The sequence below is a fragment of the Falsiroseomonas sp. HW251 genome, assembly GCF_050563545.1.
Lineage (GTDB): Bacteria > Pseudomonadota > Alphaproteobacteria > Acetobacterales > Acetobacteraceae > Falsiroseomonas.
In genome coordinates, this window is the sequence record NZ_JBNXUM010000043.1 from 17,397 (window position 1) to 40,396 (window position 23,000).

General features: G+C 67.6%; 19 protein-coding genes and 1 pseudogene. 5 read left to right on the forward strand and 15 right to left on the reverse strand.

What is annotated here, in order from left to right:
• Positions 1-2 precede the first annotated feature (2 nt).
• The 3 genes from ACLF3M_RS32145 to ACLF3M_RS32155 all read right to left on the reverse strand — a co-directional run bounded on the left by ACLF3M_RS32145 (position 3) and on the right by ACLF3M_RS32155 (position 2,241).
• The gene (locus tag ACLF3M_RS32145; protein ID WP_430661105.1) at positions 3-1,229 is read right to left on the reverse strand and encodes a hypothetical protein; all 1,227 of its coding nucleotides are present in this window, start codon (positions 1,227-1,229) and stop codon (positions 3-5) included.
• Between the two features lie 41 nt (positions 1,230-1,270).
• Positions 1,271-1,573 carry a hypothetical protein gene (locus ACLF3M_RS32150; RefSeq protein ID WP_430661106.1) on the reverse strand — a complete coding sequence of 101 codons (303 nt, stop codon included), beginning with the start codon at positions 1,571-1,573 and terminating at the stop codon, positions 1,271-1,273.
• A 437-nt stretch (positions 1,574-2,010) separates the two neighbouring features.
• Positions 2,011-2,241, reverse strand: a complete 231-nt coding sequence (locus ACLF3M_RS32155; RefSeq protein ID WP_430661107.1) for a hypothetical protein — start codon at positions 2,239-2,241, stop codon at positions 2,011-2,013.
• 358 nt (positions 2,242-2,599) lie between these two features.
• Between ACLF3M_RS32155 and ACLF3M_RS32160 the strand changes: the two genes are divergently transcribed.
• Both ACLF3M_RS32160 and ACLF3M_RS32165 read left to right on the forward strand, forming a co-directional pair.
• On the forward strand, positions 2,600-3,010 hold the full coding sequence (locus ACLF3M_RS32160) for a hypothetical protein (protein WP_430661108.1): 411 nt from the start codon (positions 2,600-2,602) through the stop codon (positions 3,008-3,010).
• 3,030 nt (positions 3,011-6,040) lie between these two features.
• Complete coding sequence (locus ACLF3M_RS32165; RefSeq protein WP_430661109.1) at positions 6,041-7,207, forward strand: DUF2382 domain-containing protein; 1,167 nt, start codon at positions 6,041-6,043, stop codon at positions 7,205-7,207.
• A gap of 118 nt (positions 7,208-7,325) precedes the next feature.
• Here the strand turns inward: ACLF3M_RS32165 and ACLF3M_RS32170 are convergent.
• Together ACLF3M_RS32170 and ACLF3M_RS32175 are read right to left on the reverse strand one after the other, a co-directional pair.
• Positions 7,326-7,427 (reverse strand): annotated as a pseudogene (locus tag ACLF3M_RS32170) (DUF892 family protein); the annotation flags it as partial.
• A 160-nt stretch (positions 7,428-7,587) separates the two neighbouring features.
• Positions 7,588-7,746 (reverse strand): hypothetical protein, encoded by a 159-nt coding sequence (locus ACLF3M_RS32175; RefSeq protein ID WP_430661110.1) that lies wholly within the window; start codon positions 7,744-7,746, stop codon positions 7,588-7,590.
• Between the two features lie 642 nt (positions 7,747-8,388).
• Here ACLF3M_RS32175 and ACLF3M_RS32180 point away from each other — a divergent pair.
• On the forward strand, positions 8,389-9,567 hold the full coding sequence (locus ACLF3M_RS32180) for a sensor histidine kinase (RefSeq protein ID WP_430661111.1): 1,179 nt from the start codon (positions 8,389-8,391) through the stop codon (positions 9,565-9,567).
• A 299-nt stretch (positions 9,568-9,866) separates the two neighbouring features.
• Here the strand turns inward: ACLF3M_RS32180 and ACLF3M_RS32185 are convergent, their stop codons facing one another.
• Positions 9,867-11,051 (reverse strand): HWE histidine kinase domain-containing protein, encoded by a 1,185-nt coding sequence (locus ACLF3M_RS32185; RefSeq protein WP_430661112.1) that lies wholly within the window; start codon positions 11,049-11,051, stop codon positions 9,867-9,869.
• A gap of 58 nt (positions 11,052-11,109) precedes the next feature.
• Positions 11,110-11,469 carry a hypothetical protein gene (locus ACLF3M_RS32190; protein WP_430661113.1) on the reverse strand — a complete coding sequence of 120 codons (360 nt, stop codon included), beginning with the start codon at positions 11,467-11,469 and terminating at the stop codon, positions 11,110-11,112.
• A 1,701-nt stretch (positions 11,470-13,170) separates the two neighbouring features.
• On the opposite strand from ACLF3M_RS32190, the gene ACLF3M_RS32195 reads away from it, so the two are divergent.
• Complete coding sequence (locus ACLF3M_RS32195; protein ID WP_430661114.1) at positions 13,171-13,632, forward strand: cold-shock protein; 462 nt, start codon at positions 13,171-13,173, stop codon at positions 13,630-13,632.
• A gap of 86 nt (positions 13,633-13,718) precedes the next feature.
• Complete coding sequence (locus ACLF3M_RS32200) at positions 13,719-13,898, forward strand: hypothetical protein (protein WP_430661115.1); 180 nt, start codon at positions 13,719-13,721, stop codon at positions 13,896-13,898.
• Between the two features lie 93 nt (positions 13,899-13,991).
• Here ACLF3M_RS32200 and ACLF3M_RS32205 read toward each other — a convergent pair whose 3' ends face one another.
• From ACLF3M_RS32205 to ACLF3M_RS32240, 8 genes are all read right to left on the reverse strand, one after another.
• Positions 13,992-14,570, reverse strand: a complete 579-nt coding sequence (locus ACLF3M_RS32205; protein ID WP_430661116.1) for a pyridoxamine 5'-phosphate oxidase family protein — start codon at positions 14,568-14,570, stop codon at positions 13,992-13,994.
• Positions 14,571-14,739: 169 nt separating this feature from the next.
• Positions 14,740-15,069 carry a hypothetical protein gene (locus tag ACLF3M_RS32210; RefSeq protein ID WP_430661117.1) on the reverse strand — a complete coding sequence of 110 codons (330 nt, stop codon included), beginning with the start codon at positions 15,067-15,069 and terminating at the stop codon, positions 14,740-14,742.
• Between the two features lie 7 nt (positions 15,070-15,076).
• Positions 15,077-15,469, reverse strand: coding sequence for a hypothetical protein (locus ACLF3M_RS32215; protein WP_430661118.1), 393 nt, complete (start codon positions 15,467-15,469; stop codon positions 15,077-15,079).
• Entirely contained in the window at positions 15,466-16,278 is an 813-nt protein-coding gene (locus ACLF3M_RS32220; protein ID WP_430661119.1) for a hypothetical protein, read from the reverse strand. The genes ACLF3M_RS32215 and ACLF3M_RS32220 overlap by 4 nt, the downstream gene beginning before the upstream one ends.
• 3 nt (positions 16,279-16,281) lie before the next feature.
• Positions 16,282-16,827: a hypothetical protein gene (locus tag ACLF3M_RS32225; RefSeq protein ID WP_430661120.1), complete on the reverse strand. Its 546-nt coding sequence runs from the start codon at positions 16,825-16,827 to the stop codon at positions 16,282-16,284.
• A 243-nt stretch (positions 16,828-17,070) separates the two neighbouring features.
• Positions 17,071-18,807, reverse strand: coding sequence for a hypothetical protein (locus tag ACLF3M_RS32230; protein WP_430661121.1), 1,737 nt, complete (start codon positions 18,805-18,807; stop codon positions 17,071-17,073).
• A gap of 2,008 nt (positions 18,808-20,815) precedes the next feature.
• Positions 20,816-22,072 (reverse strand): tape measure protein, encoded by a 1,257-nt coding sequence (locus ACLF3M_RS32235; RefSeq protein WP_430661122.1) that lies wholly within the window; start codon positions 22,070-22,072, stop codon positions 20,816-20,818.
• Positions 22,069-22,806, reverse strand: a complete 738-nt coding sequence (locus tag ACLF3M_RS32240; RefSeq protein WP_430661123.1) for a DUF6441 family protein — start codon at positions 22,804-22,806, stop codon at positions 22,069-22,071. The genes ACLF3M_RS32235 and ACLF3M_RS32240 overlap by 4 nt, the downstream gene beginning before the upstream one ends.
• Positions 22,807-23,000: the final 194 nt, after the last annotated feature.

Below are 23,000 nucleotides of genomic sequence, written 5' to 3' on the forward strand. Positions count from 1 at the left end.
GTTCACTGGTGGGTCGCCCTAAGTCTTCCGCCCGAGAAGCGTCCCGGCCTGTAACTCAGCGGCGTCCGTGGCTCGATACGGCGGGACTTCCCGACGAAGCGGCGCGCGACAACCATGAAGGCCGGCAGCGGGTCGTCGGAGGAGAACCACGCGGCCTCGTCGATGTTGCGCAGGCTGCGGAGCCATTCGGGGACGCCGAGGCGGCGGGCGCGGAAGTAGCGTAAGCTTGCGCGTGCGTCGTAGTCCTCCACGATGAAACGCCGGTTGAGAGGACGCATCGGGCGCGCCGGACGTCGCCCCGTCAAATCGAGATGGAGCGCCCTGACAAGGTCTGTCCCGTGCTCGTCTTGGAACAGGCGGAACGGCGCGCCGAGCCGCGGATTGAAGTCCAGTAGCTTGTAGGTCCCGTCGCGCGGATCCAGCCGGTAGTCGAGGTCAAGGATCCCCTTGTAGCCGATGTCCCGCAGGAATCCTTCCGCCTGTTTCCGGAGGGCCGGGTTCTCGACCGCCTCGACAAAGCAACCCGCGCCGGTCTCGGGAGGATTCGATCTGATCTTGAGCCCAGTGAAAAGAACGACGTTCTGTTCGTCGGGTCCGGCATATCCCTGGACGACCCAATTCTGTCCTTTCGAATAGGGGATGTAGTCCTGCAGGACAAAGCCAAAGCCTTCGTACCTCGCGGCATTCAGGACTTCGACCATTTGCGTCACGTCCTGGATGAGACGGGTGGTCGGCCCTTTTCCCACCCATTGCTGCGGTCGCTTTATCACGAAGGGGTAGTCGGTCCTGTCGATGACGGCGTCACGATCGCGCCCGTCATTGACCGCGATGGTCTCGGGATGCGGGTGGCGGTGTTGCCGGCACAACTCTGCGAGCTTCGCTTTGTCGGTCACGGTGGCTACTAACTCGGCATTGGCCTCCGGCATCAGGAATAGACGCCGCAGTTCCGCATAATGCGTCGCGGCGAACACGGCGCCGAAGTCGTCCACGGGCAACAGAAGCGGCTTCCTGTTGAAGCCGCTGCCGATCTCGAGAAGATGCGTCAGAAAGTCGCTGCCGGTGTCACGGACGATATAGGCACCCGCCAAATATTTTGATTTCGAGATCGGCGTGAACTGGTCCTCCCTGGCCGAATACAGGTAGACGGGGACTCCGAGCCTGCCGAGGCTGCGAGCAATGCCAAGGCTGCTGAATTGGAACACGTCGCCACTCGTCTTCAAGATCAGCACCGGCGTAGTAATGTCGTACGATGGTCCGGTAGCCTCATGCGTCATCGCGTCCCGCCTATATTGGGGTCGATCCAAACAGAGCCGTTGGAGAGCGTGTTGATGTTGCGCCAGAACGCGCATTCAGGCGGTTCGATCCTCTTTTCACTGTCGCCAGCGAAATTTTTGTCGGGGGTGGTGTGAGCGAGCCTGCACGCGCGCGGGCGCCTTCCCGACGTGGACGACCGAGGAAACATGGCGCCAGATGCGGAGCTGGCCGCGGCGGCGGCGATTTCCTGCTGCGCCTGATCGCGCGCGACACGCAGCACGAGAAGGAGTTGACCTCGCGCCTGACGGAAGCGAAGCATGTGCTTCGGGAGCAGACCATGCCGACGATCCGCACCGCCTGCGACCGCCCAGGCGTGCCGATAGATCAGGCACCGAGCCGACCAGGGTAAGGGTGTCGACCCTGGCCGTTTCTCTCGTACCAGCCCCGGGTAGAAGTCTTCCCGCACGCGGCGCATTTCACGGTCAGTTCCAGGTAGCCGAACGCGCCGAATTCGGGATGCCGGCGTACCGCCATCACCGGCGCTGCCACTCCGCAGAAGGGACAGGCTGCCAAGCGTGGTCCTAATGCGATGGGAGGCTCGCCCTTAGTCGCTCCCTCGCGGTCTACCTCGGCGTTGCGCGACCCGTTGCGCCTGCTTTGGATACCGGTAACCACGCCGAAGCCGATTAGAAGCGCAATGGACGAGGCTAACAGAGCTTCCACGAACATTCATCGCGGCACGCTATGACCGCCCGCTCAATCGATCTTAATTGCCGTACTGATGGCTTCCCCCATGCCACAGGCAAAAAGCTGCGCCACAATGACGCCGATGCTCAGGCCCCCGGATTGCGCAGCTCCCGTGATGGCCAGCATTAACAAAGCGACGATCTGACTGAGGACGCCGCCGGCGAGCAGCCCGGTGATCGTGTTGCCAAGCGTGCCGAGATTGAAGGTCGGGGACGCTCTTGCGGCGACGTTGCCCCCCAATGCGCTCGCTACAGCGCCGATAAGAAGCTGCTCAATGCTGCGTCCTTTTCGCGACCGCCTCGGACGCGCGTGGCTCGGCGCGCACCCTGGGCCTGGCTGAGGTAAGCCGGAGCTACGCACCGACAGGCAGCGCATTCTGGGCGGCGAACGCCGATGGAGTTGCGCGCTGTGATCGTTTGCCCCTTCCGAGTTGCAATATTCAAGGCCGACGCAAGTGGCGGAGGAAGCGGGTACGCGTTACTCGCAGGGCGCGAGATCATTGCTGAAAGAGCATCGTTCACGAAACAAGAATTTGCGATGCGTGATCCACTGGCACCCCCGCGGGTTCCGCCCTGGCAATTATGGTCGCGGAGCAGCGATGGACGAGGCTGGCAATGAAGCAGAAAAGCTGGCTCGGCTCCTATGGAAGGTTGCTGCACGCGCGACGCTCGCCGAAGCGAAGGCCGACGCCGCGATGAATGGCATGGCTCTGCTGCTGGTGCATCTGGCGGCCGGCGCTGATGCACCCCCTGACAAGTTGGAGCAGCTACTCGCGTCCTTAGAGCTACTCCGGTTGGAGCCCGGCGCCAAGGGTCGGACCACCGCTGTCGGCTTAATCGCGGCGCAGTCCGATACGCACGAGGCCCTGCGGAGTATGGCGGAGCGGCTGCTGCCGCTCGTGGTTGCCGAAGATATCGTAGGTCCGCAACCTGTCACGCGGCATAGCAAGCGGAGAACGCCATCCAGGCCAGCCGCAAGTTCGCGTACAAGCCGAGATAAACGCGGCTGACCGTTCAAGGCAGGACGGGGTGATGGTGCACGGCCGCCAAAGCAGCCCAGCGACATCCCATATTCTTGCGACCTCGATGCTCGGGGAACACCGCGGTGGGGTCGTCCCGGCCGCCTTCGGCACGCCAGCACCTCTGCCCATCACGCCAAGCGTCGGCGCTGTGGAGATTTGGCGGCTAAACGGCGATGTCTGGCGCAGGCAGACGATGCTGCAACCCATTGCGGTCTGGCGTCGCGACGAAAGCGGGCGCTGGCAAGCAGGGTCCGGCGATTAAGCGCACCTACGCGGGGATACGGCCGGGCGTGTAAAGAGAGAATGTCGGCGCGGCGATGGACGCGGCGGGCTGGTCTAATGGCCGCTGTCCCGGAAGTGACGGTTCGAGCTGAGGCACGCAGAGAACGCGCGCACGGGGCAAGCGACTGGCGCGGCTGGCGGCCGACCACGCGCCGAGATCTGTGCGCGTCTATGCCAATCGTCGCGCCAAGTGGGGGTAGGCATGGGGGTCATCCAGCCAGCATAAAAAACTATCGAACAGAAACAATTCATTAGAGTGGCCGACTGGCGGAGGGAGTGCGCCCGGATTCGAACCGTCGCTGGCCGCTGATCTGGCGCGAGCCAGTGCACTTCCGGAGTTCTTCGACCCGCCCGCGTTGACGCGTGGTCACGGCCAGAGCCATGCGATCACCAGGGCGATTTCGGTCAGGATAATCGCGGTCAACGCCGCCAAGAACCAGAGGTCGCTGTGCGAGTGCCTCGTATCACGAGGACGATTTCCCGACCCCATGCCTGTGAAGGGTTCCGAAGGTGGTCCATCGGGCATCCGCGACCGCCGATCGCAAGTGGAGTTCGTTCTCAGGATGAACGTCGGCCGGCGAAACAGTTTCGGTTGACTTGCGTGTGACGGCGCTGATTCAGAACCCGCCGGAGCAGTGGTTCGGTCGCGCCTCGAAACTTTAGCCACTGCGAAACGTGCTAACCGTTATGGCATCGATTCTCAGCCCTCAAGCTGAACGCGACATTCGCGATCGGGAAAAGCGCCTTGCGAGACTAGCCGCCCTGGTTGAGGCACTCGATCGACACGGCTTTTGGGGTACGGCGCCAAGGCGCAGGCCGGTCGAGGCGCTACGGCGGAGTCTTGCGCGTGCCCGTGTGCACCTCAGAGCAGAAAAGCTGGGTCAGCTTGCTCGGCCGGCTAGCGAGCCTTCGCCGGGCCCGGAATCACACAGGCCGCGAGGACCGCACACGACGGCGAAGGCGGTCTCCTAGACGCGTCGCACCACGCCGCGCGGCGGACTACCGCGAGGACTCCGATCCGCGTGCAGCGGGGTCAGCACCGGAGCGCGTCGCGTCGTCGCGGCGCTGACGTTCCCTGGCAGCGTCGATCTCTGCCTGGAGGCGTGCCCGCATCCGATCGAGCTCATCGCAGCGCGCCGCTTCGCCTCGTCGGCAGCGTTCCTCAAGATCGCCGAGTGTCATGGGGGCCTGCCGACCTTGTAGTTCGGGCGGCTGAGCCAGGGCGAACGGTGGCGCTGCGAGAGACATCAAGACCTGGAAGATCACCCTGTCATTCATCGCGACCCGCTCGAGGCAACATCGCTGCGCAGGGTAGATAACGCGAGAACTAAAGGTCAGGCTTCGCGCGCAAGAAAAAGCTGTCACAGGCTCCGGTTGAAGCGGCTGTAGCTGTGGTGAGGCGCCTAAGTTGTTGGCGTCCGCGACCGGGCTCCGGGCGTTACCCATCGCCAACTGCCGGAGGAAAGTCATGCGCACGACTATCGACGCGGAAGACACACCGGAGCAGGCGCGACAACTAGGGCGCCGCATCCTCGTAACCGTCGTGGCGCTTGCTGCCATGTGGGGCGTGGCAGACGCCCAGACGAGTGCCTCGCCGCCACCGGAGAGCTTGCGCCGCGCGCCGCCTGAGGTGGACCAGTCGCGCCCCGGCGGAGATCCAGCTGGGCCGCCACGCGACCGCTCGGGCGATGGGCCGACTGGGGACGACATCGTCGGGGACCGCGAAGGAGGTGGGGCCCGCCGCGGAACGATCCGGCCGCCCCTTGGCGTGGATCCCGAGATCCAGGGGAACGTACCTAATCCAACCCCGAACACGACGCGTGTGCTTCCGCCGCCCGGCAGCCCGGGAGGCGACCCATCCGTCATCCCCCGGTGACAAACCGAGCCAAGCGAGTGTGTGTTGTCGCGGATGGTTCGAGCATTTCAAGGCAGCGTGAAGCCAAGCTTGATACGCGGAACGAAACAATGGCGAGCGCGTAGCATTTCTGTGGATGGCGGAGGTTCACCTCTTGGTACGCTCCGCCGTGTTGTGGATGCAGCGTTACGAACAACTGCCCCGCTGACCAGCCCCTCCCGGTCAGCGGGGTTTTTTTGCGGGTATGGGGCACTCGGGCGAGCATTCGCCAGCTCCTGACGACTGCGGATTAAGCTGAAACCTCGCGCGGCAGACACGTTTTGTCCGAGCGTGCCAGCTAATCTCCTGCGCGCAGCGAGGGCTACTTTGGTTTTGCCTTCGCGTGCTACGAGGCTATTCGATCAACTACCCCGCTGACCCGCTTCCGATTGGTCAGCGGGGCTTCTTCGGACACCTTGGCTGCTTGCAAGCTCAACGGACAGCCTATTCGGTGTCCCGGTCCACCGGCACACCAGAGAGGCCGCGCGTGGTGCGGATCATCTGCATGGTTTGCACGCAAAGGACATGCGCCGCTTCCGTCAGGCGCGACGTTCGGGCCCACCCCGCAAAATCTAACGCCTGACCTTCGCACTCGGCGTAGGCCGACTGGCCGAGGCTGGTCCGAATTTCGGACTGCCTGCGGGGGTGACCGCTGACTCGGCGGTCCGATCCTCCGCCGCATCTACCGGGCATCGTTTTACCGTGGCGCGAAACTCCCCTGCAACCCGGTGCGCTGCCTTTGTGCGCCGTGTCGCGTGACGCGAGCGCCACGAGGGATGCAAGCCCGCGATACTTGCAAGACATACCCGTTGTGCAACCGGGGGTAGAGGAAGGATCAGGCCATGAATTTACGTACCCTGATGCAGGCAGGCCCGGCCAAGGCCAACGAGCTATTCACCAAGCTGTCCGAAACCTCGGACGGTGCCGTGAAAACCCGCGAGAGGCTCTTCGCTGAACTCAAGGCAGAGCTCGAGCTTCATACCAGTCTGGAGGAGCAGCATCTCTTTCCCGTCCTGCGTCGCAACGCAGAGACGAAGGAACTCGTCGGCGACGCTACCCGAGAGAATCGCGAGCTACGGGCGAAGCTCGGCGAGCTAGACAGCGTGCCGAAGAACGACGAGGCGTTCCTGCCGCAATTGAAGGAGTTGCAGAAGCTCTTCCGACAGCATGCTCGCGACGAAAAGACCGAGATCCTCCCGGCCGTGCAGCGGGCGCTGAGCGAAGAGCAGGTGCAAGGTGTAACCGAGAAGATCGAAGCCGGTCGCGCCGAAGCCGAACAGGCGAGGCAGGAGGAGGCGGAGGAACGCCGTGCCCAGGCGAGGCAAGAGCGTGAGCGGGCGGAGGAGCAAGCCCGGCAGGCCGAGGCTGCCACGCAAGAGGCTGAAGCCTCCGCGAGCCGCATCGACGAAGCGGCTCGACGGGTTGCCGATGCAACAATGCAGCCGATGAAGACTGCCGTTGATGTGGGGCGCCAGGCCACCCGACTCGTCGCCAGTGCCTCGGAGACGGCGGGCCTGCGCACTGCGTCTTCACTCACAAACCTCTTCTTTGCCCCCTGGTTGGGGATGATGCAGGGCCTCCAAGCCCCGTCCCCGCGGGGTTTGGCGGCCGGCCAGGAGGTGATCCCGCTCGGCGAGGAGGTGCTCGAAGTCAGCAAGCGCACTGAGAACCGCGGCACCGCTCGCATTCACCGTTATGTCGTCGAGACCCCGGTCGAGCGTCAGGTAACTTTGCAAAGTGAGCAGGTCGTGGTGGAGCGCCGCAGGCCCACTGGTACCAAGCCTAATGGGGAGATCCTGACCGAGGTCACGGTCGAGGTCGTCGAGACTGCGGAGGTTCCGGTGGTCGAGAAGCGTGCTCGCCTGCGCGAACAGGTCGTGATCCGGACGGAGCGGACGCAGCACGTCGAGACGGTGCGGGGCGTAGTGCGCCGCGACGAGGTCGATATTCAGCAGCCTGGCCGAAAGCAGGCAGGCTCGTCGCCTCGTGCCGTTCCGGCCGAACAGTAACACCGGAGGATAGACGGCGCGCGGTGGCCTGCCGCGCGCCGCCGCCTACCGCGCAAACTTCTTTCGGGACGGCACTCCAGCTCCGCAGTGCCGTCCCTTCCAAGCAAGCTGCTTTTCGGTTCACGCGGGCTTCGGCGATCTGCGTGAGCTTCCTGTCAGCGGCATGTTCCTCGTCGAGGGTCTGCTGCAGGATTGCGGCGCAGTCCTGCCGGCTCGTAATGCTCGACGGCCTGCACGGCCGAGATGATCGCCGCGTCCTTCACGTCGGTGTTGTTCGCGCGTCAAAGCGTGTTGATGCAGACGGAACCGAGAAGCCTGCACACACACGAGTCGCGGTCCCGCCTGTCTCTCGCCTGACAGCATTCAATCTGTCGCCAGCGTCAGGCTGGCACGGCGATCACCACCGAGAGCGCTTTTCTTGACACTGCTGATGTGGAAATCAGCGCGACCAGGCGATTCGAAGAGATGCGTGGAAACTTCAGCCGCGGCGCCGCGTGCACTCGGTTCATCGTGCCGAAGCGGACCGCGAGATCCGTCATCGGGAGAAGCATCTGGAGCGACTGGCAGCTCTGGTTGAGGCGCTCGATCGGGACGGGCTGTGGGGTACCGCGGCAAAGAGAAAGCCAGTTAACGCGCTGCGGCGGAGCCTCGCGCGTGCTCGTGTGCACCTGCGAGCAGAAAAGCTGCGCCGAGCCGCCGTCAGTGCTGACAAACCACGACCACTCGCCTCGATCGCGCCACTTCGCTGAGTTTCGGGAGCGCATAGCGACTTGCGACGCGCCGGTCGCTAGGGCTGCATCAGCATCTGTCGGGCTCCGAGACGCGGGATCTCCCTTCCCGATTGAGGACGGATTCGACCTGCACAGCGCGGTGATCCGCTTTGCGCAGCCGCGACACCGGCGCATGACGCCTGATGCGCTCGGATACCATGTCGCAGGGGCTCTGCTCCGGCGCTGATTATCAGCGACGAACTGCGCTTTAGGGGCTCACCGACGTATCTTGCTGTCCCGATTACGTGCATGCGTTGCGTGGACCTAACTTGTGTAGAGCCGTCCGTCGTGCTCTCAATTGTTCGCGCTCGCGATGAACCGTTTTCAGTTCGTCATAACCATGTCGCTTGGTCTGACGTCGACGGCACCGCCTTGTCACCAGCGCGAAACAAGAAGCAGGACTGATTTCGCTTGGACACGCGATCCGATCTCTTCGTTGACGCCCAGACGCTCCGGGCTCGGCTGCGCCAGCAGCGCCTCGTTGCCGCCTTTGGCGCGGAGGCGCTGCGCAATGCCGACTTCGATGACCTGCTCCAGGAGGCGGCGCGTGTAGCCTCGGAAGGGCTCGGCGTCGAGCTCGCCAAAGTCCTCGAGTACATTCCGCGCGAAGACGCGCTGCTGATCCGCGCCGGAGTTGGCTGGCGCGATGGCACCGTCAGCGTCGTAAAGCTCGGCGCCGACACAGCATCGCCGGCGGGGTTCGCGCTCAAGACCGGAGAGCCGGTCATCTCGAACCACCTCGCTGGAGAGGCGCGGTTTAGGACGCCGCAGATCATAGCGGAACACGGGGTTCGCCGGGCCGTGAACGTGATCGTCCAGGGCGAGAGCGATGGTCCGCCCTTCGGCGTGCTCGAGGCTGACAGCCGGGACGAGGCAGAGACCTTCTCGCCTGATGACATTGCCTTTCTGCAGGCTCTCGCAAACACCCTGGGTCTCGCGGCAGACCGCGAGCGCGACCGGCTCGCCCGAGACCTGCTGATGCGCGAGATCCATCACCGCGTTAAGAACAGCCTGCAGATCGCGCAGACAGTCCTGCTGCTGCAAGCGAAGGCCGCCGGTGCCGAGGCCGCTAAGGAGCCACTCGAGGAGGCAGCGAGGCGAATTCTCTCCATCGCGGCGGTCCACGAGCGCTTGTACGCGGGCCCCGAGGTGGGACGCGTCGACTTGCGGCTTTACCTGAGTGGCCTTGTCGAGGATCTAACGGCTTCAGCAGGCGCGACAGAAGCGGGCAGGTCTATCAGTCTCGAGGTCGCCCCGGATGCGGACGGCGCCACCTGCGACGCAGACCGCGCCACGACGATCGGCCTGGTCGCGACGGAGTTGGTCACCAATGCGCTGAAATATGGTGCCGGTGAGGTGATCGTACGGCTTGTTCTCAGCGACAACGAAACCAAGCTCATCGTGGAGGATGAGGGAGCCGGGCCATCCGCCGATTTCGATCCGCGTGCGAGCCGTGGGCTCGGCATGCGGCTTCTCACCGGGCTGTTGCGGGGTGGTGGGCTGGAGGTCGACCGTAAAGAAGCGTCGTCGCGCACGCGGTTCGTCGCAATCATGCCAGTAGTCGCGGGCAGCAGCGACGGCTCGTTCTAAGCGATTTTCGGACCGTGCTATGCCATTCCGCCAGATCGAAGCCACGCGCTTGCGAGCACTTGCGGCCGAATGTCGCTTTGGCTCGAATCAGCGATCGATCCGACCGCGCCGAGGTTCTGGCAAGAGCGTCTGCCTATGAGCGCGCAGCAGCCGTGCTGGACCCCGATTCTGAGCGCGGTACTTCAATGCGGGAGTGCTGCAAGCGCAAGCTCTGCGCCGAAGCGCCGATTGAGAGCGATCAGTGCACCTCACCCCGATCCCGGTGGCGCACTGCAGTGGCACGCCAACGCACGAGACAGCTACTCTCCGCCGTGGTGCATTCCGTCACCGCTCATAGGAATTTCCATCTCGCACACTAGGCCCGCCTCAAGCCAGGTCAGCCGTGCCGCCCCCTTCAGCTGCATCTTCATCGTGCTCTCGATGACACGCGAGCCGAAGCCGCGCCGCGCCGGCGGCTTGCTCACCGGTGGACCGTCGCTCTCCGCCCACCGCATCCGAAGCGTATTGCCGGTCCCGACTACCTGCCAGCTTATCGCGAGCCGCCCCGTCTCGCGAGAAAGCGCACCGTGCTTGACGGCGTTCGTCGCCAGTTCATGAAGCACCATGGCCACGGGCTGAGCCAGCCTCGGCGGCAGCTTGAGGTCTGGGCCGCTCAGCGTCACACGCTGCCCCTCGCTCATGAACGGGCTGGTCTCGCCCTCCACCAGGCTCCGAAAGTCGGCACCCGCCCAGCGGTCCTCGGCCAGGAGCGTCTGCACGCGCGCGAGTGCGGAGATGCGCCCCGTCACCGCGCGCTTGAAGGCTGTCGGATCGTCCGCCGAGGTGAGGCTCGTGAAGCTCTGCACGACAGCGAGCGCGTTCTTGGCGCGATGGTCGACCTCTCGCGCGAGGAGAGTCTGACGGTCATCCGATGCACGCCGCTCCTCGGCCGCATCGGCCAGGATCGCGCCAACCTCGTTCACCTCGCGAATGCTTCCTCGCGGCGCAGCCAGCGGCGCGCGGTCAGCGAATGCCCTGCCGAGCAGCGCCAAGCCGCCGATGTCCTGCGCGACCAATCGTCCCAGGAATGCCGCATTTCCACAGGCGAGAACGACGAGAAGAGCGCCCACAAGAGCACTCGCCCAGAGGTTCGCCCTAAGCGGAGCGAGCACGACGTCGACAGGAACGGCCGCTCCGATCACCCATCCGCTTGTCGGCAGGCGCCGGAACACGGTGAAGCTTTCCCATCCGTCGCGCCCGACGCGACGCGCCGTCTCCTCATCTGCCGTCATCGCGGCTATCCGTTCCGCGGAGTTCGCCCTGCGGCTGACCGCCTCCTCGTGGCCGTCGCGCCGCGCCAGCACGATCCCGTCACGGTCTATCACACCAATTGACCCGACGTCGGGCAACCTCGCCGCGCGCAGGATATCGCGCAGCCGCGTCGCCGGCAGGCTGGCATGAAGAAGGTAGACAACCACGCCGTCGCGGTGCACCGGCACTACCACCGCGTAGCTATGGGCGGCATCGGCGAGCCCGATGTAGTGCCCCGTGACGAACGGGCGGTCAGTGGCCTTGGCGTCCGTCCGGTGTCCGAAGCACGACGTTGCCGCCGAGCAATGGGCGCGTTTCCACCGCCTGCTTATAGAAGGTTTCCAGATCGCCCGACGTGAGCGCAGGAGAGGTAGCAAGGGCCTGAAGCGCTGCGACTGTGCCGCTTAGCTCTCGTTCGAAGGCCAGCGCCGCATTGATCGCCGCGTCACGCACGCCTCTTTCGAAGCGCTCGGTTTCGGCAACGTAGTAGGCGCGCGCCAAGAAGCCTGTGAGTGCCAGAAGAGGGAGCATGCAGGCCATCACAAGAAGAACCACAAGCGTCTGCGCCCGCAGCCCGCCGGGCTGCCGCTCCCGAACCCGGTTCAAGTACATGTCTCTGCCGTTCAGCCGACGGAAGCATGGAGCACGTGATGCCGCGCAAGACAACTGCGAGTTGTCTTGGACAGGGTTGGGTAGCAGCTTCCCCCGGCGTCAGGGCGGGATCAGTCGGGGCAGCCGGTGCGGCAGCTCGGAACGGTCGGCGGCGGAGCGTCACTCGCAGCATCGTCCAGAAAGATGATAATCGCTGATGAATACAACTTGACAACGTCATAATCTCAACTTCTGATTGATGCTCAATCGTTCATGCAACGGGAGGGGGACCCTTTGCGACCCATCATCGCCTTCGCGGCAAGCGCCACCCTGTGTTGGTCAGTTGCATCCCTATTCACCGCGACAGCAGCCGAACGGCCCTTGCTGATCGCCGCCGCGATGCTTGCAGTCGTCGTGCCTGTAGGGTCGGCAGTGCGCTACAGCGCCCGCAGGCTGCGCGATATGCAGCGCGACCGGGAAGACCCGCCTCGGTTACCAAGGGCAGGGGCGCCGCTACGCTAAACGGCCATGCACTCCAGCAGTGCAAAGTGCCGGCGGCACCGTTCGGACGCGAATAGCCTAGCGTTCGCCCCGACGCTGACCGAAGTGGAACCGGGCCTCCGCGAGACCGGCGCCGGGGCAGCCCTGCACACCTTCCTCGGCGCGCTCTCGCCATCAGGGCGCGCAGCGCTGTTGGCGACTCTGCGTCGCACCGCTGCCGATCCGGGGCTTTCACCAGGACCGCGCCCCGATCTCGCCGCCCTGGTTGAGGCGGTCGAGGCGCTCCCGGCTGACATTGTCGACAGCTGACGCGAGGCCCGCTGCGCCTTGCAGGCTTTTGCGCGCTGGGCCGGGATGACGGGAGCTGCCGGCAGGTCGTCCCGCCGTCGCGGATGTCAGGGCGGCTCTCGTCGCTCCAACGTCAGCTCGACCGATCCGCCCTGCCCACTTCGGCCGCGGTTCTCGTGACGTTCTTGCAGTTTTTCACGCGCGCTTCGCTTCCCGTTCCTCTTGCACGCAAGGTCGGGAGGCCGCGGGAACGGCAGGTCGCGATCCGCTATCACGGTCAGCAGCCTTGGCCTTCCGCTGGGAGCGGAGCAGCAACAGGAATTCAAGTAGGAAGCAGCCGGCCATAAGGGTGATCAGCGTCGGCAACACGTCGGGCTGCGTAACCGCAATCAAGATAAAGCACCAAGTGAAGGTGGCACATGACACAGCCGTAATAAGCCAGCGGACCACGTGCACAGAAGCCCCCCTTTGCGCGAATATGATGCACGGTTCTTCGCCCCTGCCGTCAACAGATTTGTCCGTTGAGCGATCACACGTGCCGGAATGGTGTCACCGTGGCGGGGCGCATAGCGGCGTTTACGGGGGCTTCTGGCCGCTTGGCCGCTTATGGCGGCAGCCAGTACCCGCAAGCACTGAGTGCGCGTCTGTCTGCGAACCGCATGAGACTGCCCCGAGGCCAACGCGCGCCCCTGTCGTCCTGCCTGATCTTCCCGGGAGCGAGCCCAGCATCTATCTTTCGTTCATGCCTGCAGTCGTGCAGCAAGGAAGGAGAATTGTTGGTTGAGTCGAGATGGTGGACGGGTCCGCAAATCCCGAGGTTGGGGCAGGTCCGAGGACGAGGCGTTCGGTGGCGGCAGTGAGTGGTCGCCTCCGCCCGACCTTGGTCGCTCTGAGACCCGGTATTCCGGTTCCGGCTTCGGTCAGGAGAGCCAGGTGACCGTCAAATGGTTCAATGCCGAGAAGGGCTTTGGCTTCGTCGAGGTCGCAGAAGGCGGTGGCGACGCTTTCCTGCACGCGAGCGTCCTGGAGCGAGCCGGGGCCAAGCTGGTTGAGCCAGGTGCGACCCTGCGGGTCCGCACGGGACCAGGCCAGAAGGGGCTGCAAGTTACCGAGGTGCTCGAAATCGCTGGTGGCGGCTCCCCGTCCGCAGGGCCCGCGCATCCGGCGTCGCCCGCCCACGGTGAGGGCGATGAGGTGCAGGGCTTCGTGAAGTGGTATGATGCGGCAAAGGGCTTCGGTTTTGTGGCGCCGGCCGACGGCGGTAAGGATGTCTTCGTACACGCGACGGCTCTCGAGCGCAGCGGCGTGCGGACACTGAGTGACGGACAGAGTGTTCGGATGCAGGTTGTGCAGGGGCGGAAAGGGCCGGAGGTCTCGACGATCTCCGCCGAGTAGTGGCGCAGGGACCGCTGCGAGTGCCGCATCTTGACGGGTCGGCGTAACTCACGACAGGGCGCGCGGAGTGTCGACAAGGACCAGTGATGAGAAAGCCGAACTACAACATGGAGCGTAAGGACCGCGAGCGCGCCAAGCAGGCCAAGGCCGCGGCAAAACTGGAGAAGCGTGCAGCAAAGGGCCCCGAAAATGGCCAGTCCGATGCCTCTTCGGCGCCAGACCACTTCGACCCCCAAGGTGCCGAAAAGGTCAGGTCGGACAATTGAGCGACCCGCGCCAAAGTCTAGCCGCCGGCAGGAAGCTAAGACGGCAGGCGTGCGCTACGCCGGCCCGAGCGTAGAACTCGGGACGATCAATTCTCACGCCTTCCGCGGAGGGACCACGTCCGCAAACATCTCGTAGGATTTCCAGGCCGGCTCCACTCTTTCCGTGTTGCAGCGCGGCACGAAGGGCGAGGGCTCCACCAACTGCATTCGCGGGATGTTGCGCGGGCAGTTAGGGAAGATGTCTTCCGGCGTCACGTGTATTAGCGCCTGGCCACCCTCGAATGACGCTAGCAATGGATTGTCCAGCACGACCTGAGCCGTCCCATTCACCCTTAGGCGCTTCGGCTTCTCGTCCATGCTGATGAAGAGCAGCCCGACACGCGGATTGGCGCGGATGTTCCCGAGGCTCTTGAACATGCCGTTGCCGTCGTAGTCCGGGAAGACCAGCAGGTCGGGTGCCACGACGCGCGCCAGCCCGGGATCGCCGCCCTTGTAAGAGCAGTCCGGCCACCCGTTAGCATCCGCCGTGGCGAGGAAGAAGAACGCAAGTGAGGCAATGAACCTCGCATCTTCCTCGGTGAAGGCATCGCGTCGAATCCGTTGTTCCATGCGGTCGGCAAGCGCGCGCGTTCCGAAGGCATCCTGCAGCTCCCGACTGCCCTGGTGGTACATGGCCATGCTGGAACTCCCCTGATCCCCGGGCGGAGGACGCGCACGGGCATCGGGGCGAGCTTAAGCCCCAGCGTGGCGCGGTGCGAGATGAACGTGTCGTTTGCGTCGCGCTTCGACTGAAGCTGCCGGAGAGTGTAGACGCGTCGTCAGAGAGGGGCGCCAATGAAGCTCAGAGGCGCTCGCGCCGTTCCAGGGCCCGCTCCACCCGATCGAGCGCGCGGAGCGTCGCAGCCTGCTGCGCCAACAGGGCGGCGAGGTCCGCCCGCATTTGCGACATGGTCTCGCGGTCGCGCTGGTCGGCAGACTCGAGCGCATTCAACCGTCGGGTGACATCTGCAGCCGCACCCTCGCGCCCCTGCTCCAGCACGGCGGCACGGCGATCGAGCGCGATCAGCGCGCCGCCGGCCCAAATGACCATGGCGAGCAGCAGCGGCACGCCAACGCGCGAGAGGGCGGCCAGCGCGGTGCTTCCCGCGACAGCTTCGAGCGTGCGTTTCATCGTCGGGCTACTCCCCCTGCGGCGCGCCCGCAGCGCGGAACAGCTCGTCGAGCGTGGCGTCCGCGATGCCGCTCTGCGCCGCGACGACGGCCAGCAGCGGGTTCGCACGCTCGACGTCCACCATGGCGGCCCAGGCCAAGCGCGCTTCGAAGGCCTGGTCGGCGGGCAGCTTGGCCAGGAAGGGCTCGAAGCCCGCCGGCACGGTGCCGGTGCGTGCGGCAGCCAGCGCGTCCTCCGCGGTGATCAGCCCTCGCTGGGCCGCCTCGCGCAGGAAGGGCAGCAGGCGGACGCTGGCCGGCACCGGTAGCGGAGGCGGGTCGGCCGTCCAAGCCGCGAACTCGTCGTCCGACAGCGGGACAAGTTCGCCGGTGATGGTGCTCTTGAGGGGACGGTCGCTCATCGCAGGCCCATAAGTTCGAGGGAGCCGGTGAAGGTACCGGCCGGCGCGCCGGCGCTGCCGGTGAAGACCCGCAGCGCGTTGGTCGCCGCGCCCGCCGTACACCAGCCGCCATAGCCGCCGTTGTAGAGCGTCGTCGCGTCCACGCAGACGAAGCTCGATCGGTAATTCGCGGCGCGTGACGCCGTCCCGGGGTCGATGTCGATCTCCGCATTCAGCGCCGCCGCGCCACCCCCGGAGACGTTGTTGCTGACCTTGCCGAGGCCGAGGTTTGCGCCGGGGTCGCCGCCGAAGGTCGACGTGGCGGCATTCCAGATGCCGCCGGCGTAGGAGTAGGACGCGCCTGTCACGAAGCTTGATCCGCCATCCGTCGAAAAGCGGATGTGCATGTTGCGCGGCGCATCAGACGTGACGTTGATCAGCCGCAGCTTGAAGGCGCGGAAGGTGCCCGGCAGCAGGAAGTCGGCCTGGGCGACGCCAGCGACAACGCGCGGGGCTTCGACCATCACGTGGGCCACGCGGGTCATGGAGAGCGCGCCATAGACCCGCACGGCGCCGCTAAAATTCAGCCGGGCGGTGGTGCCGGCGCTGTTCTCGACCACCGTGGTCCGCTGCAGCGTGTTGGGGCTGCCCGCGGTGGCGACGCCGATGCCATACTCGTACAGGGTGCCGTCATCGATGACGTAGTCGACGGTCGCACCGGAGCCGAACACCGCCACGAAGCCCCTGCGGCCCGTCGCTGGCCCGGCGAGGTTGATGGTGGTCGCGGTGCCGGGGTTGTTCGCGGTCTCCTGGACGAAGTTCGCGAGCATCGGTCAGAGCCTCTCGGTGATGGTGGCGGACCAGCTGCGGACGCGCTGGGCGCCGTTCGGGAAGGTCACGGGGGATGGGTTGATCACCCGGCCAAAGACCGCCTCCTGTGAGGCCGTGGTGCTGGCGAGGTAGGGTAGGAACAGCAGGTTCGCCCCGGCCTCGCTGACGCGCTGCAGCTCCTGGACGAGCGTCCATTGCTCTGCCGCGGTCAGCAGGGGCAGCAGCACGGTCCAGCCGCGCTGGGCGTAGCGGAAGTCCGGGTATTCCTGCCCGCCCCGGGTCACGACAGCCGGTGCGTTGGCCTGGCGCTGAAAGGCGGTGCCGGTTACGCCAAACCGCCGCGTGGGCGTGCGGACCGGCCCGGCAAAGACCAGCGGGATGCGCAGCAGTGCTTCGGGGTTGGTGGGGTCGGCGATATCCACCCGGGCATAGCGGCCGGCCTGCGCGGTGGTGAGGAGCAGGATGGATTGGCCATAGCCCGCCGCGATGCCGGCCGAGATCACGCCGCTGTCGTAGACCGAGGTGCCAAAGGCCGGATCGTTCGACACGCGCCAGCGCACCGTCGCGGCCCGCGGTCAGATTGGTGCGGTGCAGGGTGAAGGCGCGCCAGGACTGCGACGCGCCGGCATCGATGGTCAGCGCGGCCGAGGTCACGCCGGCGGGCGTCTGCCAGGCACTGGCGCTGCTGCCCTGGTCGGTCTGGACCTGGCCGGCGCCGAGGCCGGCGACCTCGGCCGAGGCGGTGACCGTGCCGAGCCGGGCCCAGTTCTCCGTGGGAAAGCCGAAAGCCGTCATACCAGCACCTGCAGGGTGGCGAGGCCGTCGGCGGTCCGGATCTGCTCGCCGACGATGCGCCCCAGTGCGCCAGCGGCGAGCGGGCCTGGGTAGGCGATGACGATCGGCTCGCCGATGTCGTGGCGCAGCGCGTAGGGCAGCGGCAGCGTCACGTCCCAGAGCCGCCGTCCTGCGGCGATGGACCAGAGGTCGCGCAGCGCTGCGGCGAGGCTGTCGCCGTCGGCCGTGCTGGTGAGGCTGGTCTCGACGATCGCGGGGTCGGAGGGGCGGCGCCAGGCCGTCAGGATCCCGCTTCCGGCGGCGCTCCGCACGCGATAGGCCTCGGCCAGGTTCTGCCGCCGGGTGCCCGAGAGCGTCGGCGCGAGGTCCGAGCTCTGGGTCTGGTGATAGCGCTGCACGCCGACCCGCACGCGATAGGGCGGCGGCGCCAGCGGCGGTCCGGCATCGCGCGGCGCGCAGGCCACGATCTGCGCCGTGGTGTAGGTCGCGACGGGCACGGTGCCCGCGGGCAGCGCCGTCAGGGCCACCGCGGCAAGCCGTCCGGTGCGGCGTGGCACCAGCCGCGCGGCGGAACTGCGCAGCAGCCGCCCAACCAGTTCCCGCCCCGTGACGGGCTGATCGAACAGCCAGTCGCCGGCGACCCAGGGGCAGGCCGCGGCGATGCCGGTGAAGCTGCCGGCGTCGATCAGGGTCTCCGGTACACCGAGATCCTGGCGCAGCCACTGCAGTGCGAGCGAGGCGGCGGTGCTGGGTGCCTGCCCGTCGGGGGAAGCCCCCCAGGCATCGACGGTGATGAGGCCCGCCGGCGGGAAGGTGCCGAGCCGCACGAACAGCCCGCGCGCGCTGCTCTCCACGTTGTAGGTCCCGGCTGGCGGCGCGCTCGCGGTGATGTCGGCGACGTTGGCATTGAGGGTGATGCCGCCCGACAGCCCGCGCTCGTACAGGGTGACGATGCCGCCGGTGGCGTCGCTGACCTGGTAGATGCCGCCCGTCTCGTTCACCAGCACCGCCGGGACCTCCCGCGCGGGATTGCCGGCTGTCCCACCGCGCAGCTTGGGCTTGCGCTTGCCGGCCAGCGCCGCGCTGCCTTCGAGGCCGCCGGTGCCGGCATACGCGCTGCCGTCGACGGGATCGTCGAGCCAGTAGCCGGGATCGCGAAAGGCGACCGTCATCTCCCGCTCGGTGAGCCGCCAGGCCGCGCCGAGCCCGACCACCAGCTCGGCGGTCTCGGTCCAGGCGGGATCGCGCCAATAGCCGTGCGGGAGCAGCTGCTTGCGGCCAAGCCGGAGGCGGATCGGGCGGCCGTCGATGTTCCGGGCCGAGACGAGGGCCGCGAGACTGCCGTCATCGGCCAGCCGGATGCTGCCCCAGCCCGCGGCGGCGCCGGCCCCGTTGGGCGTGAGGTCCATCTGCCGGTCGATCTCGAGGCCGGAGGAGAGGATTGGCGGATAGGCCTGGACACCGGCGGGATCGCTGCCCCGCGTGACGTAGCCGGCGTCGCTGGCCCGGATCGTCGCGTAGTCATCCAGCGTGATCGGGGTGGTGGTCAGAGCGAGGGCCGGCAGCACCAGCGCGGCCTCGCCGAGGATCGTGGCGGTCGAGCCCGGGCGATAGGCGTCGAGTTCGGCGATCAGCACAACCGGCCCGCTGTCCTCGGCCAGGCGGTAGGCCGGCGGCAGGCCGGGCGGCGCCTCGACGATCGTCAGGGCGGGGACAGCAAGCGCGGGCAGCATGGCTCAGCTCAGCAGCGCGCCGGCGCTGCGCTGCTGCATCTCGGCCCGCAGCTTGGCGACCTCGTCCTGCACGCGCCGCAGCGCATCCACCAGCGCATCGGTCTGGGTCTTGGTGGTCTCGGCCAGGAAGGACGCCGTGAGCGCGTCCCCGCCGAGATTGCCGATCTGATCGAGCACGGCGGCGATGCGCCCCTCAGCGTTGGCGTAGCCGCCGCCAGTGCCGTAGAGCTGGCGGGCGAGGCCGCGATAGGTCTCGGACGAGGCCTGCAGGCGGGCCAGCGCCTGTGCATCGCCGGCCGTGGCGGCAGCGGCGTCCTGGCTGAACTGGCTTTCGGCGCTGGCGTAGCGGGATTCGACCGTGCCGGCGTTGTCGGCGACGGTCCGCAGCCCGCGGGCGTAGTCGGCCAAGCCCCCCAGCACGCCCGCCGCGCCAAGGCGGGCAGCGTCGGTCTGGGCGGCTCTCTGCGCCTCATCGCGCGCGCGATCTGCGGCCCTCTGCGCCTCCTCAAACGCGCGCTGCTGGCGGTCCTGGGCGAGGGCCTGCAGCAGGGCGTTGAGATCGCCCTGGCCGACGCGATCGAGCGTGCGCTGCGCGTCGGCGGTGTTGGCGCGGAAGGTGCCAAGGATGCCTGAGCTCGCCAGCGCGGTGTTGATGTCGCTGGAGTAGCGGGACTGCCCGCCGCCGAGGAAGGCGACGCCGGAGCCCCCGGTCGCGAAGGAGAGGCCGCCGGCACGGAGCTGCGCGTTGATGGCCTCGACCTGCTGCTGGGCGCTGGCGACGAGTTGCGTGGTGTCGAAGCGGTCGCTGGAGGTCCGCGATACCCGCAGCATCCCGTCGTCGCCGACGGTGATCCAGGCCTCGCCGGCGGAGGAGCCACCGCCCTTGGAGCCGAGCAGGGCGCCGAGGCCGCCGCCCGCGGCACCGCCGATCAGGCCGCCGAGCACGGTGCCTACACCCGGGATGATGGAGCCGATCGCCGCACCAGCGAGCGCGCCCGCGCCGGCGCCAAGAGTGCTGTTCTGCTGGCGGACGGGGCTGCTGCCCGCGACGAAGCGGCCGAGCAGCGAGCCGGCGCCAAATCCAAGCGCGGCGCCACCAGCCAGGCTGCCCAGCGTGGTGCCGAGGCCCATCGAGCCCAGGGCGAAGGCCGGCAGTACGGGCCCGGCCATCCCCGCCGGTAGCGCTGCCGTCGCGGCCGCACCAGCCGAGGTGGTCCAGAGCGCACTACCAAGCAGGCCGCCGGAGCCCGTCAGGCCCAGCGACGCGCCGAGGCCGGAGAGCAAGCCGCCCTCGCCGGTCAGGCCAATGCTCTCGCCCAGCCCCGAGAAGATCGTCGAGCCGCCGAGGTCACCGCCGCCACCGAACGCGCCGGCCAGCGTCGGTCGGCTGGTGCCGAGCAGGGCATTGGCCAGCGGGTTGACCAGCGCGAGCTTGGCAAAATCCGCGGCCGCGCTGGCCAGCACCGATTTGGCGAGGCTCCCGAAGTCGAGCGCGGCCTGCCCGCCCGAGGTGAAGGCGCTGACCAGCCCCTGGCCGATCCGATCGAAGGCGTTCTCGCCGATGCGGGCAAAGGCATCGCGTGAGGTCTGCTCGAAGCTCTCGACCTCCCGCCGCGCCTCCTCCATGGCCCGCTCGCGCGTCCGGCGCGCCTCCGCCTCGCGCCGCTCCTGCTGCTCGGCGGCACGGGCCAGCGCCGACTGCACGGCAACGGCGGGAAAGACCGTCTGGCCGGCCGGGGCGTTCTCATACTCGATCTCGCGCACCCGACGGCCGGTCTCGCGCGCGGTGTGGCCGAGGCGCTGGAGCGCCTCGTCACGCTCGCGATCGGCGGCCGCGCGCAGCCGCTGCGCCTCCGCGGCCTCGACCGCGCCGCGGCTGAGCAAGGCGTCGATCTCGCGCACCCGCGTAGCATGCTCGTCGCGGATGCCGCGCTCGCGGTCTAGCGCCTTGCGAAGGTCAGCCAGACTTGCGCTATCCCGCCGCCGCTGGCCCTCCGCGCGCTGGCGCTCAGCTGACTCCTGCTCGCCAAGCCGACGGACGGTCGCCTCGCGCTCGATCTCCTCGACCTCGCGGTTGAAGCGTTCGAGCTCGGCGATGGCCCGCTCGCGGTCGGCGCGGAGCGGCGCGGCCTGGCGACGCAGCGTCTCCAGGATCGCGTCCTCGGGAACGGTCCGGCGCGGATTGGCCTTCGAGCGCGGCAATGCTGCGCTCGATCTCGGCGGATTGCCGGTCGGCATTCGCCAGGCGCTGCTCGGCCGCGGCCCGGCCGGCGCGGGCGGTCTCCTCAGGGGTGCCGAGGCCGACGGACACGCGGGTGCGGTCCACCGCGGCGGCCGCAGCCTGCGCGGCCCGGGCGATCGCCTGCGACAGGCCGAGGGCGCGGTCGAGATCAGCGGCAAAGCGCGTCATCGCCTCGCCGAGCGCCGAGAAGGCCCGGCCCATGGTCGGCGGCAGCTTGTCGAACTCGGCGTTGATCCGCTCGCCGGCGCGCAGCAAGGCCGGCAGCACGACGTCGGCGGTGAGCCGGCCCTCCTCACCCATCTTGCGGAGCTCGCCAACACCAACGCCGAGCTGCCGCGCGAGCGCCTCGGCCAGCGTGGGCATGTTCTCCAGGATGGAGCGGAGCTCGTCACCCTGCAGCTTGCCGGACGCGAGCGCCTGGCCGAGCTGCATGACGGTCGAGCTGGTCTCGGCGGTGCTGGCGCCGGCGACGATGCCGGCCTGCTGCACAGTGCGGACGAGGGCCAGCACCTGGTCGTTGGTCGCGCCGACCTCGCGCGCGGCGAGCGCAAAGCGGGCGAAAGCACCAGCGCTTTCGCTGACCGCCACGCCGGTCTGCTGGGAGAGGCGGTAGAGGCCCCCGTAGGCCGCCTCAGCCGCGGCGATGGAGCCGGTGGCGGCCTGTAGCCGGGCGAGGGTTTCGGTTGCCGCGTCGCCGGCGCGGGCCACGGCGACGCCGGCCGCGACCGTGCCAGCCGCCAGGGCCGCGATGGCCGTGGCAGCAAGGCCGGCGCCCGATGCAACGCCAGCAAAGATCCGCTCCGCGCCGCCGAGGCTCACGCCGAGGTTCGCAAAGCCGCGCACGGCGCCGTCCGACGCGGCGGCAAGGCCCTGCAGCGCGGGATGCGCCTTGGCAGACGCGGCATCGATGCGGCGGAGCGCGCGCTCGCCGCTCTCGCCCACCTGCTCCAGTGCACGGCGAGTCGGCTCGGCGTTGTCGGCGGTGAGGCGGATCGCGATGGTGCGGGCGGCAGCCCCGCTCATGCCCGGCGGCCCAGCTCGGCGGCGAGCGCGCGCGCCAGGATGCCCGGGGCGCGGCGACGCACGGCGGCAACGTCGAGCCGCTTGCGCAGGCTCACCTGCCTCAGGAGGAAGAACATCGGGACGAACCCCTGGACGAGGATCTCGCGGGCGCGGCGCTGCTGGCCGCGGCGGCGACCGGTCAGGATTTCGGCGTTCGGCCCCACGAAGAGCCGCAGCCGCCGACTGCGGCGGGCGATGCCGCTGGCGGCGCGGACGCGCAGGCACCAAAGCCGGACCGACGTATTGGATTGGGAGCGGATGACGAAGGCCTCACCACGCGCGGCCTGCATCTGCGCCGGCGTGACGCGCAGGCCGCCGCGGGCCGAAGCGCCGCGCCGGCCGCCGGCGGCGTTGTAGGGCGTCGGGAAGGCGAGGTAATGGCCGCCGCGGGCAACGATCGGGACACCGCGGTCGAAGGCGTCGACGAGCTTGGGGGCGTTGGTCCAGACCAGCGCCGCGGGCCGGAGCGTGCGCGGGGCCGCAGCGGGCGGCGGGTAGAGGCTCAGGCGCCAGGCATTGGCGACGGCGCGGCCGCGGTCACTGAAGCCGGCGGCGCGCGCTTGGGTGCGGAGCTCGGCCTGGACCTCGCGGCCGGCGCGCTCGACACCGCGACGCAGGGCGCGTGCGGCATCGCGGACCTCCGCATCCATCGCAGCGCGCAAGTGGCCGCGAACAGCGGCGGTGATGAGGGGCATGTCTGTCGATACGCCGTAGAGGGGCGCGAAGGGCGTCTTTCAGCCGGTTTCATTCATGCAGAAGCTCGTTGGGCGAAGCGGCTACCGCTCGACGCTAGCCAGACATTTGAACCCTTCGACCGCAGGCGCCTCTCGACGATCAGACGACCTAATCGCTCCCGCGTCAGGCTCTGTAACCGCGGAACGAACAAATC